Source organism: Ornatilinea apprima, assembly GCF_001306115.1.
GTDB classification, from domain to species: domain Bacteria; phylum Chloroflexota; class Anaerolineae; order Anaerolineales; family Anaerolineaceae; genus Ornatilinea; species Ornatilinea apprima.
Window position 1 is genome coordinate 17623 of sequence record NZ_LGCL01000014.1, and the last position, 15564, is coordinate 33186.

Sequence of the window (15564 nt, forward strand, 5' to 3'; positions counted from 1 at the left end):
GGCCGCGCGGCCTGCCCTGTTCGCTTGTGTGTTGCGGGGTTGTCTAGCTGGCGGTGACCAGGGTGCCCACCGATTGGCCCACCAGCGCGCCGCGCAGAGCGCTCTCGTCGAAGAGGTCCAGTACTAAAATGGGGAGCTGGTTCTCCATGCAGAGTGAGATGGCGGTGCTGTCCATCACTTTAAGCTGGCGGTTGAGGGTGTCGATGTAGGTGAGGTGATCGAATTTGACCGCATTGGGGTTCTTCTTGGGGTCCGAGTCGTAGACGCCATCGACTTTGGTGGCTTTGATGAGCACATCGGCGCCGATTTCCATGGCGCGCAGGGCGGCGGCAGTGTCGGTGGAGAAGTAGGGATTGCCAGTGCCGCCTCCGAAGATGACTACACGGCCTTTTTCGAGGTGGCGGATGGCGCGGCGGCGGATGTAAGGCTCGGCTACGGAGCGCATTTCAACGGCCGACTGCACGCGGGTAACCACGCCCAGGCTTTCAAGCGAGTCCATGAGGGCCAGGGCGTTCATCACCGTGGCGAGCATGCCCATATAGTCGGCGGTGGCGCGGTCCATGCCCAGTTCCAGGCCTTCGCGGCCGCGCCAGAGGTTGCCGGCGCCAATGACGATGGCCACGTCCACGCCCAATTCACGCACTTCACGCACGCGCTCGGCAATGTGCAGGGCGCGGTGCGGGTCTATGCCAAACTGCTGCGGCCCGGCCAGGGCTTCGCCGCTGAGCTTGAGTAAAATGCGGTGGTATTTAATATTTTCCATGTTTGATCTCCCAGTTTCACTATCCAACTGCGCGGCATGCGGCAGGAGGGAGCTGTGCCCCCGTGTCTGTTGAATACTGTACCATGAATGTTGGGCTAAAAAAAAGGCCAACCGTCTGGTTGGCCTTTCGGAGTGTTTTATTCTTCTGAAGAGGTGGTTTCACCTAACGCCCAACGGACAAATCGCCGCACAACAACGCTCTCGCCAATGGAGACGATGTTCTGGTTGATCAGTTCCTGGACAGTGATGGAGTCGTCGCGGATGTAGGGCTGGCGCAGGAGGACGGTCTCATCCATGAATTTCTTGATGGTGCCTTCCACAATGCGGGGAATGATCTGCTCGGGCTTGCCTTCTTCTTTGGCACGCGCGACAGCGATGGCCTTTTCGTGCTCAATGACGCTCTCAGGAATGTCGGTCTCGTTGATATAGAGTGGAGAAGCAGCGGCAATCTGCAGGGCGATTTCGTGGGCCAGGGTGCGGAAGGCAGCCGAGCGGCCAACGAAGTCGGTTTCGCAGTTGAGTTCAACCATCACACCCACGCGGCCGTCGCCGTGGTTATAGAGTTCCACAACACCTTCAGAAGCGTTGCGGGTGGCGCGCTTGGCGGCGGTGGCCAGGCCTTTTTCGCGCAGGAAGTCGAGCGCCTTGTCAAAGTCGCCTTCAGCGTTTTCGAGTGCTTTGCGGCAGTCCAGAATACCGGCGCCGGTCATCTCTCGCAATTTTTTAATGTCTTCAGTTGTAATAGCCATGCCAAATCCCTTCAAATTCTATGAGTTCTCTATCGAAGCCAGGAATTATTCCTCGTCTTCGCCTTCTTCCATACCACCTTCGCGGCTGCCCAGTTTGGCCAGGGTGGATTCACCCAGCAGATCATCGTCGTCCATTTCCATGTCTTCGGTGACCAGGCGGCGGCGCGGGCGGGCAACTTCAGCTTTGGGCTGTTCAGCCATTTCTTCAGCTTCCATGTCTTCTTCTTTACGCATGGAGCGGCCTTCGATGACGGCGTCGGCGATTTTCCCAACCAGCAGTTTAATGGCGCGGATGGCGTCGTCGTTGGAGGGGATGACATAGTCGATGTTGGTGGGGTCGCAGTTGGTATCGACCAGAGCGATGACCGGGATGCCTTTCAGATTGGCTTCGTGAATGGCGGTCATTTCGCGGGAAATGTCGACAACGAAGATCAGGTCAGGCAAATTGCGCATGTTGCGAATACCGCTGAGGCGCAGTTTAAGGCGGTTGATTTCGCGCTGGATGAGCAGACCTTCTTTTTTGGTGAGCTGGTTGATCTCACCGGTTTCCTGCATGCGCTCGAGGCGTTCCAGCTCGCGGATGCGCTGCTGGATGGTGATCCAGTTGGTGAGGGTGCCGCCAAGCCAGCGTTCGGTAACGTAGGGGCTGCCGCTGCGGATGGCCTCTTCGGCGATGGTTTCTTGCGCCTGGCGCTTGGTGCCGACAAAGAGAACCGAGCCGCCGTTGGCGACGGTGTCGCGCACAACGTTGTAAGCGTCGTTGAGCAGTTTGACGGTTTGTTGCAGGTCAATGATGTGGATGCCGTTGCGTTCGGTGAAGATGAAGGGTTTCATCTTCGGATCCCATTTATTGGTGCGATGACCAAAATGGACGCCGCTCTCTAAGAGCGCTTTCATAGAAACTACACTAGCCATTTTCAAAATCTCCTTTTGCGTTTTTACCCTCCGCCCCTGTCAGCCCGGTTTCACACCACAGCGGTCTGCGGCACGCAGAAGCCAGTCGGGGGGCGTGCGGAATCAAATGGTTTTAAGCGGGAGAAGTATATCACACATGCGTTGGAATCGTCCAGCGTGGGAATGAAATTAATTGATGAAGAAAACAGCGCCAGGCGCGAGGAGAAGCGCTAAAGCCACTCGACCAGGCCGCTGTCTTGGTGATAAATAGCGGCTTTCACCAGCAATTTGCCAGCCTGAATGGCGGCCGGTAGAATGGTTCCGCTTTCAGCGAGCTGCTGGGCTGCCTGGCAGGCTTCACATTCGATGGCGTTTTCCAGCAGGTCGCCGGAGCGGGTTTGGGCTTCGCGCACAGCGGAATCGAATAAGGCCAGCAGACCGCTGGCGGGCTGCCCAGCGGCGGCATTTTGCACGGCGGCGGTCAGCGCGCCGCAGCCAGAATGGCCCAGCACAACCAGCAAGGGCGCGCCAAGATGATCCACCGCATATTCGGCGCTCCACTGGGCCATGTCGCAGGCGGGGTTGCCGGCGGCGCGCACCACAAACAGGTCACCCAAACCCTGATCGAAGAGAATTTCAGGCGGTATGCGCGAGTCGGAGCAGCCTACAACAACCGCAAAGGGCGACTGTCCGCTGATCAGGCGCTGACGGGTGGTTTCATCCTGATGGGGGTGAAGAGGTGTTCCGGCGGCAAAGCGGCGGTTGCCTTCTTGAAGCTGCTGTAAAGCCGCCTGGGATGTTATTTGAGGTTTCGCGCTCATAGAGATTTTTTCCTGTGATCCCTAACGAAGTTTGCGCCTATTGTACTGCATCCGCATGAAACTGGCTGTAGGGAATTTGCGCTGAACATACTATAATCGTATCACCTGATTATTTCGCGGAGGCAAGCATGATTCAACTGGGAGAGCGGTTCAGGCTCGCTTTGGTGTTCGCTTCGCGGCTGCACGAAGACCAGGCACGCAAGGGCAGCGGCGTTCCATACCTGTCGCACTTGCTGGCGGTTACCAGCCTGGTGCTGGAAAACGGCGGGGATGAGGATGAAGCCATCGCCGCGCTCCTGCACGACGCGGTGGAAGATCGCGGGGGGAATGAGGTGTTGGAACAGATCCGTGGCGGGTTTGGCGCGCGGGTGGCCGAGATTGTGAAAGGCTGTTCGGACTGCGAAGGCAGCCCCAAGCCGCCCTGGCGCGAGCGTAAAGAGGCGCACCTGAAGCACCTGGCAGGCGCGAATGGCTCGGTGCTGCTGGTGACCAGCGCGGATAAGCTGCACAATGCGCGCTGTTACCTGGCCGACTACCGCGAGCAGGGTGAGGCGCTGTGGCCGCGCTTCCGCGGCGGGAAAGACGGCACGCTGTGGTACCTGCGCTCTTTTGTTGAATTGGCGCGCGAGCGCGGTCCGCGCAAGCTGGTAGCAGAATTAGACCTGGTGGTGAGCGAGCTGGAGCGGCTGGCCGGGCAGGCCTGAACGCTGAATGAAACACGGATGTTATAATAGGCTCAGAAGAATTGAGCATTTGGGAGAAGAGATTGGCACGCAAGAGATCGGTGGAGGACCTGACGGTCAGTGAACTGCGCCAACTGCTGGTGGAAAAACGCCGGACAGAGCGGCGCGGGCGGATGGACCATTACCGGCGCACCGGGCGAGTGATCCGCGCAGAAAATGCGGGCGGCCCGATTTCACTGGTGGATCTGCGCAGCGCGCCGATTTTCGAGGAAGAGGCAGAAGACGAACGGCCTTCCCGCCGCCCGAGCAAGCGGCAGACCTGGCTCTCGCGCTTTTTGCTGCTGGTGGAAGGCCTGGCGGTGGCGGGGCTGATCTTTGTGTTGTTCAACGGGGCCAATTTGGTGCGGTCTTTGAATGAAGAAGTCTCGGCGGCAATGGCGCAACCCACGCTGACGCCCACCCCGCTGATCAGCGCAGTGGTGCTGCCTTCGGGGCATACCCCGCCGAACTCGGCGGGTGGTGTGCAGCCCAACGAAGCGGAGATTCCCGAACACCTGCGCCCGCTGGTGCAGAGTATGGCAGAAATTCCGGTACCCACGCCGGGGCCGCAGCAGGCGGTGCGCATTCAAATTCCGGCCATCGGGGTGGATCACCCCGTGGTGCAGGGCGACGGCTGGGAGCAGTTGAAGAAGGGGGTGGGCCAGCACATTGGCACGCCCAACCCGGGGCAAACCGGCAATATGGTGCTTTCGGCGCACAATGATGTGTTTGGTGAAATTTTCCGCGACCTCGACCGTCTGAATCCGGGTGATGAGGTGGTGCTGTTCACCAACCAGCGCACTTATACCTATGTGGTGCAAGAGACGAAAATTGTTGAGCCGACCCAGGTGGAGGTGATGGCGCCCACGGCCGATCCGGTGGTTACGTTGATTTCGTGCTACCCCTATCTGGTGGACAACCAGCGAATTGTGGTCAGCGCGTATCTAAAAGCGGAAAGTTGAGTTATAATTCGGCATCATAGCTTTGAGGAGTGACAGGTATGGCGAAAAAAGAAAAACGCAGTGTATCGCGGGTTGAGGAAAGCGCGGCGCCGGTGGCGAGCCGCGGGCGCGTTTCGGTGAGCAGCGAGTTTAACCCCGATTACAGCTATATTATCAAAGACCTGAAGCGCATTGGTACACTGGCCGTGGTGTTCTTTGTGGTGCTGGTGGCGCTCTCGTTTGTGCTGTAAGTGATTCGTTGAAATTGAGAAATGGAAGAGGCTGAAACCAGCCTCTTTTTCGTTTAAGCGGTTCCCGCGGCTTGCTCAACTTGGCGAAGACGGTACGGCAGTGCCCCCACCCGGCCTCCCCCGGCAAGCCAGGGGAGGTGACTTGGGGTTGAGTGGACGTACTGTCTCGGCGTTGAAGGGGCATGTGAAGTTCCTGGAGGGGGGTGTCTTTTGAGCCGCCCGAAAGCCGACGATTTCATCATTGACGGGCAAGGTTTGTGATTCTAATGCCCCCACCCGGCCTCCCCCGGCAAGCCAGGGGAGGTGACTTGGGGTTGAGTGGACGTACTGTCTCGGCGTTGAAGGGGCATGTGAAGTTCCTGGAGGGGGTGTCTATTGAGCCGCCCGAAAGCCGACGATTTCATCATTGACGGGCAAGGTTTGTGATTCTAATGCCCCCACCCGGCCTCCCCCGGCAAGCCAGGGGAGGTGACTTGGGTTTGAGATGATGCCCCTCCATTTGACGAAAACGATGCGGCGCCGCCGCACCCTACAAAGAACGAGACTCTGCTGTAAGGTGGTGTTGCGGACAGGCAGATCAATATTCCATATTGACGGCTGTTTCTTCGTCTGCTATATTGGACTATAGTCCAAAGGAGAGGATGATGGCGGAAGAAAACCTGGTTCCCACCGCGGAGAACACGCTGAAAATTATCGAGCTGCTGCTCGACCAGCCTGAGGGACTGTCGCCGCAGGAGATGCTGCCGCACCTGGCGATTCCGCGCAGCACGCTGTTTTTGCTGCTGCGCACGCTGAAGACGCTGGGTTATGTGGAACAGTTGGAGCGGCGCGGGCGCTACCGTTTGGGCCAGCGCCTGGCAAGCTGGCGGCTGGCGCAGCCCTCTCCGGCGGCGCATGACCTGTTAAGCGCGTTCTACCAGGAGGCCGGGCGGACAGCGCGCAGCGAATCGCTGGCGCTGGTTACCCTCTCAGGCGGGCAGTGCCTGGTGCTGGCGCAGGTGGAGAGCGTGCAGGCGGTGCGCAGTGTGCTGACGCCGGGCAAGCTGTACGCGGATTTAGAAGCGGCGCGGATGGTGCTGGCAAACCCGCCCGACGCGCAGACGCGCGCCAACGGTTACACCCTGGCCGCGCGCGGCGAAAGCCTGGATCTGGCGCTGCCGGTGTGCCGCGACGGGCGGCAGGCGCATGCGGCTCTGGTGTTGAGCGCGCCGCGATTTCGTCGCCCACCCGAAATGCTGCTGGAGGAAGAACTGGATGAGCTGCGCCGCTCGGCGGCGCACATCTCTTACCAGCTGGGGGCGGTGATCTACGCTCCGTACCAGGAACAGAGCGAGCCGCGTGTGGAACGCAAACGCTCTTTGGAGCCGAAAGAAATTCAGGCCTTTTTGCAGGGTCCCTGGGCGGCGCGGCTGGCCTGTGTGCGCCCGGACGGCCACCCGCATGTGATTCCGGTGTGGCAGGAATGGGACGGCGAGGCGTTTTTAATGATTGCCTGGGCCGGTTCGCAGTGGTCGGCGTTTGTGTTGAACAACCCGAGCGTATCGCTGACGGTGGATGAACCCTGGCCGCCGCTGCGCCGCGTGGTTGTGCGCGGGCGAGCGGAGCAGGTTTCCCTCTCCGAAAGCAAACTGGAAGGATTGGTGGAACGGCTCACCCGCCGCTACCTGGGGCAGCCGTCTTTTGGACTGACCGGGCAGATTGGGCAGGTGTTTCGCGTCGCGCCGGAAAGCCTGAGCGGCTACCAGGGGCTGCCCGGCGGCGAGGCGGGAGGGTAGCATGCGCTTGCAGGTAATGTCTGTTTCGCATGAGTTCAGAAATGGCAGCGTCCGGCCGGCGCTGGAGGGGGTGAGCCTGACGGTAGAGGAAGGGCAGTTTGTGGCTCTGGTGGGGCCGAGCGGATGCGGCAAGTCTACCCTGCTGCGCCTGTGCGCCAACCTGCTGCAGCCCACGCGCGGGCAGATCACCCTGGATGGACAGCCCCCGGCGCATGCCGTGACCCAGCGGCAGATCGCCTGGCTGGCGCAAAGCCCGGCCCTGCTGCCCTGGCTGACCGCCCTGCAAAATGTGGAGCTGGCCGGCCGCTTTCACAACGTGCAGCGCGAGACGCGGCTTTCTCCTCGGGAGGCGCTGGAGATGGTGGGGCTGGCGGACGCGGCCGGGGTCTATCCGCACGCGCTGTCGGGCGGGATGCAGCAGCGCCTGGCGCTGGCGCGCCTGCTGACCCAGGAAGCCGCGCTGTGGCTGATGGATGAGCCTTTTGCCGCGCTGGATGAGCTGACCCGCGAGCGGCTGACGCTGGAGCTGGCCGAGATCTGGGGCCGCCTGCGCCCGACGGTGGTGTGGGTAACCCACAATATCCACGAGGCGCTGCGCCTGGCCGACCGGGTGGTGGTGTTCAGCCCGGCGCCGGGGCGGCTGCGCGCGGATGTGGCGGTGGATTTGCCGCGCCCGCGCGTGGAGAGCGACGCGGCCTACCAGGCTTTGCTGCGGCAGCTGCGCGCCGCGCTGCAGGGCCTGCCCGCGGCGGATGAACTGCTGGAGGCGCGGTGAGCGCGGCACGGACAGGCTCGGGGCGGGCGGCGCTGTTGATGGCGTCTGGTTTCGCGCTGGTGTGGGAGGCGGCGGTGCGCGTGCTGGATGTGCCGGCCTACCTGCTGCCAGCCCCCAGCCGGGTGGCACAGGTGCTGGTTGCGAACGCCGGTTTGTACGCGCGCGCTTCGCTGATCACCCTAGGCGAGGCGCTGGCCGGTTTGATTCTTGGTGTGCTGGCGGGCGCGCTGCTGGCCAGTCTGCTGACGCTGCGGCCGGGGCTGGAAGGCGGGGTGATGACCCTGGCGATTCTGGTCAAATCGACACCGCTGGTAGCGATTGCCCCGCTGCTGACGCTGTGGTTTGGCTTTGGCGTGCTGCCCAAGGTGCTGATCACGGCGCTGATGACGTTCTTCCCGGTGCTGGTGAATATTCTCAGCGGGCTGAATCACACCGACGCGGCGCTGGTAGATCTGTTCCGCTCGTGGAACGCCAGCCAGCGGGAACAGTTTTTTCACCTGCGCGCGCCCTCGGCGCTGCCCTATCTCTTCGCCGCGCTGAAGATCAGCGCGCCGCTGGCGCTGATTGGCGCGGTGGTGGCGGAATGGACGGGGGCTTCCGGCGGGCTGGGACGCACGATGTGGCTGGCGTATTCCAATTTGAATTTACCCTATTTGTTCGCGGCGATCTTTGTTCTGGCGGCGGCTGGCGCGGCAACCTACCGGCTGTTGGACTGGGCGGAGCGGCGGGCGGTTTTCTGGCTGGCCGAACCCGCGCTGTAAGCGTTGAAACCAAGGTGAGGGATGATGAAAAGATGGGCTTTCCTTCTGGTTATATTGGGACTGCTGGCCGGCTGTGCGCCGGTGAAAGAAACGCCGCCCCCCGCGGAGATGGTTTTTATGGCCGGCTACAAGCCGCAGGCCAACCTGCCCTTTGTGGGCGTGTATGTGGCCCAGGAAAAGGGCTTTTTTGCCGAAGAGAACCTGACCGTGCGGATTGAGCATTCACCGGGCGGCGGTGAGCACCTGCAGCTCACCGCGACGGGCAAGGTAGACGTAACCACCCAGGACGCGGCGGTGCTGCTCAAACGACGCGCCGATCCCGGCCTGCCGCTGGTGTCTTTCGCGCTGATCGGACAGCGCGGCCAGCAGGCCTACGCGGCGCTGGCGGAGAGCGGCTTGCAGTCGCCGAAGGATTGGGAAGGCCGCCTGGTGGGCTACAAAGGCACGCCGCCGCCGGATCTGCTGGCGCTGATGAAACTGGCGGGGGTGGATGAAAGTCGGGTGGAACTGGTGAATGTGGGCTTTGACCCGCGCCTGCTGGCGGAAGGCAAGGTGGATGTGTACCCGGTGTACAAGTCCAACGAGCCTTATCTGCTGCGCCAGTGGGGCTATGAGGTGACGCTGTGGGACGCGGCCGATTTTGGCGTGCCCACGCTGGGGCTGACGTATGTAACCTCAGACCAGGTGCTGGCAGAAAAACCGGAAATGCTGGCGCGCTTTCTGCGGGCGGCGTTGAAGGGCATTGAATATGCCCAGGCGCACCCCGATGAGGCGGTCCAAGTGGTGCTGAAATACGCCGGGCCGGAGACGGACGCCGATCACATGCGCTATATGCTGGAGAGTGAATTGGCCGAGGCGAATTCTTCCGCGCCGGAGTGGAAGGGGGTGGGCTGGCAGACCGCCGAACAGTGGCAGAGCCTGGCAGATATGCTGACCGAGTTCGAGGCCATGCCGGCGGTGGATGTGGAAACGGTCTTCACCAACCAGGTGTGGGAGGCCGCCCAGCAGCCGCTGAAGTGAGCAAGAAAATCGCCCGCGGATTTAAAGGTCCGCGGGCGAGTTTTTATTTGGATAATGGATAAGGGAGTGGATCAGCTTAACCAGGAGCCAATGCCCATCCAGCAGTATTCCAGGTGAGCGGCCAGCTCTTTGCCCAGTTTGCGGCGCACGCGGCGCAGCACATAGTCCATCAGGTTATAGCCACCCAGGTCGTTGAGGCGCTTGCCAATTTCCACCCCGCGGATGTGGCGGCACTGGTTATTAAAAGGCCGGCCGGGGCGCTCGGAGAGAAAATCGTCGCGCGGGCCAATTTCCACCAGCTCTTTTACCAGGCGCTCCACTTCCTCTCGCGCGCCGCTGGGGATGGGGGGGAACAATAGATCACTTAAAAAACCCATGATGCAAACCCTCCTGGCAGACAGGCATTGATAAGAAAAGTGTACCATAAAACCGGTGGCTGCTTTTCAATATTGTAAAGCCCGGCATGCCGTTGGATTTTTACGCGAAAACGATGAATATTTTGTGTCCGTTTATGGTACAACAAAAGAGTGAAATGGATTTACCTTTCGCCTCATTTGGATGATGTAGTTCTTTCTTGCGGCGGGATTATCTGGCAGCAGCGCAGCGCGGGAGAAGATGTGGAAGTCTGGACGCTGTGCGCTGGCGACCCGCCGCCGGGGAAGATCTCTACCTACGCGACACAACTGCACGCGCGCTGGAAGCTGTTAAAAGAGCCGGTGGCGGCGCGGCGCGAAGAAGACCAGCAGGCCTGCCAGATTCTGGGGGTGAAATGGCAGCATTTTGGTCTGCCCGATATCATCTACCGGCGCCAGCCGGGTGGAGATTTTCAGATTCGCGCGGATGAAGACCTGTTCAGGCCGCTTTCACCCTATAAAGAGAATCTGGTGCCGCTGCTGGCCGGGCAGTTGAAAAGCGAACTGCCCGCGGATGCGCGCGTTGTCAGCCCGATGGGGGTGGGCGGGCACACCGATCACCGTATGACTCGCGCCATCGCCGAGCGACTGCCGCATGAGTTGTGGTATTACCCTGAATTTCCGTACACGGCGCGCCATCCTGGCGCGATGGACAGCTTGATCTCGCCAGATTGGACGGAAGTGACGTACACGGTCAGCGCGCAGGCGTTGAGCGCCTGGCAGACCGCGATCGCCGCGTACCGTTCGCAGATCAGCACGTTTTGGCAAAGTGAAAGCGATATGCGAGTGAGCCTGGAGGCGTACTGGTACGCGGATGGGGGAAAGCGGCTGTGGCGCGCGAATGTTAAAAAATAGACTGTTTGTGCTATACTGATACTATGCAGGGACACACATACTGGAATAAATGGGCGCGTTTCTTGCAACGTTGGAAGATGCAAGAATTTGTTGCCACACTGTTAGAAGCCAGCGGTCCGCTGCGGGTGCTGGCGGCGCAGGGTGTGTATCTCAGCCAGCCGTTTTTAGGCCGCTCGATGAGCGGCGGAGAGTGGGATGCGCTGGCTCTGCTGCTGGAAGATGAACGGGAAAGCCGTTCGTTTATTCAATATTTAAGGGAGGAGTGATCCGCTTGAGCGTAGACAAGCTGATTGGCCTGGGTATTATTTTTCTCAGCGCGGCGCTGATCTTTTTGTTTTCTGTGCTGAAACGGCCGGGGAACGGGCTGCGCGCCATCCCCGGGGTGCAGCGCCTGCGGCGCGCGATTGGCCTGGCGGTGGAAGATGGAAAACGCCTGCACATCTCCCTGGGAAAAGCCAGTATTGTCAGCCCGCAGAGCGCTTCGGCGCTGGTGGGTTTGAGTGTTTTAGAGCGGCTGGCCGAGGTGAGCACGGTGAGCGATAAGCCGCCGGTGGCCACCAGCGGCGACGGCGGCCTGGCGTTGTTAAGCCAGGACAGCCTGCGCGCGGTGTACCGCGAGAGCAACCAGCTCGACCAGTATAACCGCGACCTGGGCCGCCTGGCCGGGCCAACCGATTTTTCTTATATCGCCGGCAGCCTGCCGGTGATTCGCGGTGAAGAGGTGTACACCAACGTGCTGGTCGGCCACTTTGGGCCGGAAGCGGCCTTGATGTGCGAGGAAGTGGAGCGTGTGGACGGCTTTTCCCTGGCCGCCAGCGACTCGCTGCCCGCCCAGGCGGCGCTGTTTGCCGCCGCGCAAGAGCCGCTGATTGGAGAAGAATTATTCGCTTTGCCGGCGTATCTGCAGTCTGGCCCGATGCACCAGGCCAGCGTGCGCGCGCAAGATGTGGTGCGCTGGGTGCTGATTGGCGTGCTGGTGCTGGGGTCGCTGGCCAGGCTGGCGCTGGCTGTGATGGGAGGTGGTTTCTAATGAAGTCACCTGTATCGACGGCTGTGGCAATTGCGGTGGGGTTAATCGTGCTGCTGGGGTTTTTCATCCCGGTGGCGGTGCTGCAGAATCTGCGTGAAGTGTTGGTGGGCTGGGCGGCCATTCTGGCTGGCGTGGCCGGGCTGGTGGCGATTCTCAATCTGGTGAGCGCGCACTGGCGCAAGCTGACGTCCGCCGGGAAGCGCGATGTGTACAGCCTGGCGCTGCTGCTGGCGTTTGTGGTTACGCTGGCGGCTGGTTTGTGGTTGACACCGGCCAACGCCGATTACCAGCGCGTGGTAACAGCCATTCAGGCCCCGGTGGAGATGAGTCTGCTGGCTCTGTTGGCGTTCAGCCTGGCTTATGCCAGCCTGCGCCTGCTGCAGCGCCGCAGGGATTTGATGTCAGTAATTTTCGTGATCAGCGCGGTGGTGTTTTTGTTCCTCTTTAGCGGATTTTTGCCCGCCGCGGGTAACGTTTTTGGCTTTCTCCAGCGCCTGCCGATGGCTGGCGCGCGCGGGATCTTATTGGGCGTAGCGGCCGGCAGTGTGATGACCGGTTTGCGCATTTTACTGGGGGCCGACCGCCCATATAGCGGGTGATTATGGCAGAAGAAATTCGCTGTCCAATGTGTGGAAAATTAAACCCTGCCGGCGCAGAGGTATGCCAGCACTGCCAGGCGCAGCTCAAGCCGGTTAACCTGACGCCGGCAGAGGGCGGAAAACCAGACGAAGGTCTGGACTGGCTGCGCGACCTGGATGCCTTTTCACCCGGCCAGGAGCCGGCGAAGGAAGCCGAAGACACGCCGGACTGGTTGAATCGCCTGCGCCAGCGCGACCGGGTGGAAGAGCAGCTCGCTTCGATGCAGCCGGGCAGCCAGACGCCTGAGCCAACTGAACCCGAAACGCCGATGGGCATGGAGAGCTGGCTGGCCGGAGCGCGTGAAGATGAGACCAGCTGGCTGGATATGCTGCGCGGTGAAGGCGAGCAAAGCCCGGCGGAGCCGGAAGCGGAAGAGCCTTTTGAGCCATCGCTGGGCGAGCAGGACGTATCGCAGCGCCTTTCGGCGTTTACCGACCTGGAGCCCGAACCAAGCGGGGCAGAAAAACCATTTTTCGGCGCTGAAGAAGAGACCTGGGAACAGCGGGCCGATTCTCTGCTGTCGGCGGAGGAGAAACCGGCGGAGGAAGCTGAAGAAATGCCCGATTGGCTGGCCAGCCTGGCCAGCACGCCGGCGGAGAAGGCTTCCGCGGCCGACGAAGAAATCCCTGGCTGGTTGAATCACGGTTTGGACCTCCCGGAAACCGAACCGGCAGAAACGTTCGAGCAGGGAGACAGCGGCCTGCCCGATTGGCTGGATCAAACAGGAAGCCTGAGCCACGCGCCTGAAGGGGAAGCGGGCGAGGAAGAATCCATTTTGCCCGATTGGCTGGGCGAACTCACGAAAAAAGAATCCGCGTCGGAGCCGCTGGAAGCGGAAGAAGCCATCAGCGCCGGCCTGGCCGCTCTGCTGGCCGGGGCTGGCCTGGCAGACGAAGCCGGGGAAGAAGAGCAGCCCGGCAGCCCGCAGCAAGCGGTGGAAGAGCAAAAAGAAGACTGGTTGAAAAACCTGCAGGCCGAATTGGCTGAGATGGACGAGGCTGAACTGCAGGCCAGCGAGCCTGTCCCGTCTGGGGCGGAAATTCCGCAGGGCGTGGAGGAAGAAGCACAGGGCAGCCTGGTCTTTACAGAATTGGAACCTGAACCGCACCCAGCGGCCGGCGGGCAAGAAAGCACAGCCCCCCAGCCGTTTATCATGGAAATTCCTGAAGAAGAAATGGAACCATCCAGCGTAGCGGCCTTGCCCTTCACAGGTGAGGATATCCCTGATTGGCTGGGTGAGGATGATTTTAGCGCGCCGGATGAGGGAGCCGAAAAAGCCCCGGCGGCCGCGGAAGAGGCCGAGCTGGCCCCTGGTGAAATGCCGGGCTGGCTGAAGGCGATGCGGCCGGTGGAAGCGGTAACCCCGCAGAAGCCGCATGAAGAAAAAGAAGCGCGAACCGAGTCGATGGGTCCGCTGGCGGGGCTGCAGGGTATTCTGCCGGCCGAGAACCTGGCCGTGCGCTACCGCAAACCGCCCATCTACTCCACGCGTTTGAAAGCCAATGATAAACAACGCGAACAGGCCGCGCTGCTGGAAGAGACCATTGCCAGCGAGCGCCAACCCCAGGCGGTTAAACGCGAAAGCGCGCGCGCTCCGCGTGGCTTTGTGCGCCTGCTGCTGGCGGCGCTGCTGACCGCGGTGCTGGTGGGCATGCTGATTGTGGCCCCTGGCAGCACCATGGGAACGGTGGCGGTTCCAGCGGAAGCGGCCCAGTTCCACACCGCGCTGGAGGCCGTTCCAGACGGCGCCGCGGTGCTGGTGGCGGTGGATTACGCCCCCGGCTACGCGGGTGAAATGCGCTACGCCGCCGCGGCGGTGATGCGCCGCCTGCTGGAGAAGGACGCGCAGATCGCGCTGATTTCAACGCTTTCCACCGGGCCGGTGATGGGCGAGGACCTGCTTGCCCAGGCCGCCAGCCTGCCGGGCATCCCGCTGGCGGCGGAAGCCCAATCGGTGAACATGGGCTACCTGCCGGGCGGAATCACTTCGCTGCAGCAGTTTGCCGCGCGCCCGCAGCAAGCCGCGCGTTATGGGCTGAATTCGGCCCTCGACGGGCAGCCGGTGTGGAGCAGCGGACTGTTGAGCGGCAAAGACAGCCTGGATGATTTTGACCTGCTGCTGGTGATGACCGACAGCGTGGACAGCGGACGGGCCTGGGTGGAACAGGTGGAGCCGGCGCTCAGCGGCGCGCCGCTGCTGGTGGTCAGCAGCGCGCAATCCGCGCCGATGCTGGCGCCGTATGTACAGTCCGGGCAGGTGGATGGGCTGATCTCTGGGGTGGAAGGCGGCATGGCGTATGAGCAGCTGTCGCAGATCTCGGGCGGGGCGCGGGCGGTGCGTAGCGCCTACCAGGCCGGGATGTTCGCCGCGGTGGTGATTTTACTGCTGGGAATGGCGCTGGGGCTGCTGACCACTGTCTTTTCTCGATCCAATAAGCGACGTGAGGCGTAGCAACCATGCAAATGCTTGACCCGGTGTGGACGATTACCAGTTTTGCACTCACTGTGCTGGTTTTAAGCTTTCTGCTGGGCGATAACCCGTTGTTTCGCCTGGTTTCATACCTGTTTGTGGGCGTGTCGGCCGGTTTCGCGGCGGTGATGCTGGTTTACCAGGTGATTCTGCCGCGCCTGGTGTGGCCTTTGTTGGAAGGCAGCCCGGCAGAGCGCGCCCTGGCGGTGATTCCGCTGGTGCTGAGCGTTTTGCTGCTGGCGCGCCTGGTTCCGCGCCTGGCGGTGGTAGGCAGCCTGCCGATGGGTTATCTGGTGGGCGCGGGGGCGGCGGTGATGATCAGCGGGGCAGTGATGGGCACGTTGGTACGGCAAACCCTGAGCGCGATCCAGGTGTTTGACCTGAGCGCGGCAGCCCCCAGCCAGAATCCTGTTTTGCAGTTTGCCGAAGCGGCGGTCATGCTGACCGGCACGGTGGGAACCCTGGCTTATTTTCAGTTTACGGCTCGCGCCAAACCGAACCAGCCCGCGCAGCGCCCGGCCTGGGTGAATGGACTGGCCAGAGTTGGCGAGGTGTTCATTGCTATTACCCTGGGCGCGCTGTTCGCGGGGGTATACGCGGCGGCGCTGAGCGCGTTGATTGACCGCCTGGAATTTATATTGCAGGTGATTCAAGGATTGATAGGCTGATTGTTAAGTGAGCGCTT

At 61.5% G+C, this 15564-nt stretch carries 18 protein-coding genes; 13 read left to right on the top strand and 5 right to left on the bottom strand.

The window, feature by feature from the left end:
- Positions 1–43: 43 nt before the first annotated feature.
- The 4 genes from pyrH to ADN00_RS03100 all read right to left on the bottom strand — a co-directional run bounded on the left by pyrH (position 44) and on the right by ADN00_RS03100 (position 3227).
- Entirely contained in the window at positions 44–763 is a 720-nt protein-coding gene (gene pyrH / locus ADN00_RS03085; RefSeq protein WP_075061487.1) for a UMP kinase, read from the bottom strand.
- A gap of 137 nt (positions 764–900) precedes the next feature.
- Positions 901–1512: a translation elongation factor Ts gene (gene tsf, locus ADN00_RS03090; RefSeq protein WP_075061488.1), complete on the bottom strand. Its 612-nt coding sequence runs from the start codon at positions 1510–1512 to the stop codon at positions 901–903.
- Positions 1513–1557: 45 nt separating this feature from the next.
- Entirely contained in the window at positions 1558–2427 is an 870-nt protein-coding gene (gene rpsB / locus ADN00_RS03095) for a 30S ribosomal protein S2 (protein WP_075061489.1), read from the bottom strand.
- A 209-nt stretch (positions 2428–2636) separates the two neighbouring features.
- A complete protein-coding gene (locus tag ADN00_RS03100) occupies positions 2637–3227 on the bottom strand; it encodes a carbonic anhydrase (RefSeq protein WP_075061490.1) in 591 nt (196 codons plus the stop codon).
- A gap of 128 nt (positions 3228–3355) precedes the next feature.
- Between ADN00_RS03100 and ADN00_RS03105 the strand changes: the two genes are divergently transcribed.
- From ADN00_RS03105 to ADN00_RS03135, 7 genes are all read left to right on the top strand, one after another.
- On the top strand, positions 3356–3931 hold the full coding sequence (locus tag ADN00_RS03105) for an HD domain-containing protein (RefSeq protein WP_075061491.1): 576 nt from the start codon (positions 3356–3358) through the stop codon (positions 3929–3931).
- A 62-nt stretch (positions 3932–3993) separates the two neighbouring features.
- Entirely contained in the window at positions 3994–4911 is a 918-nt protein-coding gene (locus ADN00_RS03110) for a sortase (RefSeq protein ID WP_152966240.1), read from the top strand.
- Between the two features lie 38 nt (positions 4912–4949).
- A complete protein-coding gene (locus ADN00_RS03115; protein ID WP_075061493.1) occupies positions 4950–5141 on the top strand; it encodes a hypothetical protein in 192 nt (63 codons plus the stop codon).
- 644 nt (positions 5142–5785) lie between these two features.
- Positions 5786–6916: a pyridoxamine 5'-phosphate oxidase family protein gene (locus ADN00_RS03120; protein ID WP_075061494.1), complete on the top strand. Its 1131-nt coding sequence runs from the start codon at positions 5786–5788 to the stop codon at positions 6914–6916.
- Position 6917: 1 nt separating this feature from the next.
- Positions 6918–7691, top strand: coding sequence for an ABC transporter ATP-binding protein (locus ADN00_RS03125; RefSeq protein WP_075061495.1), 774 nt, complete (start codon positions 6918–6920; stop codon positions 7689–7691).
- The gene (locus tag ADN00_RS03130; protein WP_082389842.1) at positions 7688–8452 is read left to right on the top strand and encodes an ABC transporter permease; all 765 of its coding nucleotides are present in this window, start codon (positions 7688–7690) and stop codon (positions 8450–8452) included. Before ADN00_RS03125 ends, ADN00_RS03130 begins: the two co-directional genes overlap by 4 nt.
- A 24-nt stretch (positions 8453–8476) precedes the next feature.
- Positions 8477–9472, top strand: a complete 996-nt coding sequence (locus tag ADN00_RS03135; RefSeq protein ID WP_075061496.1) for an ABC transporter substrate-binding protein — start codon at positions 8477–8479, stop codon at positions 9470–9472.
- A 71-nt stretch (positions 9473–9543) separates the two neighbouring features.
- On the opposite strand, the gene ADN00_RS03140 is transcribed toward ADN00_RS03135, so the two are convergent.
- Positions 9544–9849 carry a hypothetical protein gene (locus tag ADN00_RS03140; RefSeq protein WP_075061497.1) on the bottom strand — a complete coding sequence of 102 codons (306 nt, stop codon included), beginning with the start codon at positions 9847–9849 and terminating at the stop codon, positions 9544–9546.
- 150 nt (positions 9850–9999) lie between these two features.
- Between ADN00_RS03140 and ADN00_RS03145 the strand changes: the two genes are divergently transcribed.
- The 6 genes from ADN00_RS03145 (at position 10000) to ADN00_RS03170 (ending at position 15547) form a co-directional block, all read left to right on the top strand.
- On the top strand, positions 10000–10740 hold the full coding sequence (locus tag ADN00_RS03145; protein ID WP_075061498.1) for a PIG-L deacetylase family protein: 741 nt from the start codon (positions 10000–10002) through the stop codon (positions 10738–10740).
- 77 nt (positions 10741–10817) lie between these two features.
- Entirely contained in the window at positions 10818–11006 is a 189-nt protein-coding gene (locus ADN00_RS03150) for a hypothetical protein (protein WP_075061499.1), read from the top strand.
- A 5-nt stretch (positions 11007–11011) separates the two neighbouring features.
- Positions 11012–11770, top strand: a complete 759-nt coding sequence (locus ADN00_RS03155) for a DUF6754 domain-containing protein (RefSeq protein ID WP_075061500.1) — start codon at positions 11012–11014, stop codon at positions 11768–11770.
- Positions 11770–12369, top strand: a complete 600-nt coding sequence (locus tag ADN00_RS03160) for a hypothetical protein (RefSeq protein ID WP_075061501.1) — start codon at positions 11770–11772, stop codon at positions 12367–12369. Before ADN00_RS03155 ends, ADN00_RS03160 begins: the two co-directional genes overlap by 1 nt.
- Before the next feature lie 2 nt (positions 12370–12371).
- Entirely contained in the window at positions 12372–14861 is a 2490-nt protein-coding gene (locus tag ADN00_RS03165; protein ID WP_152966241.1) for a zinc ribbon domain-containing protein, read from the top strand.
- Positions 14862–14866: 5 nt separating this feature from the next.
- A complete protein-coding gene (locus tag ADN00_RS03170; RefSeq protein ID WP_075061503.1) occupies positions 14867–15547 on the top strand; it encodes a hypothetical protein in 681 nt (226 codons plus the stop codon).
- The last annotated feature ends 17 nt before the right edge of the window (positions 15548–15564 follow it).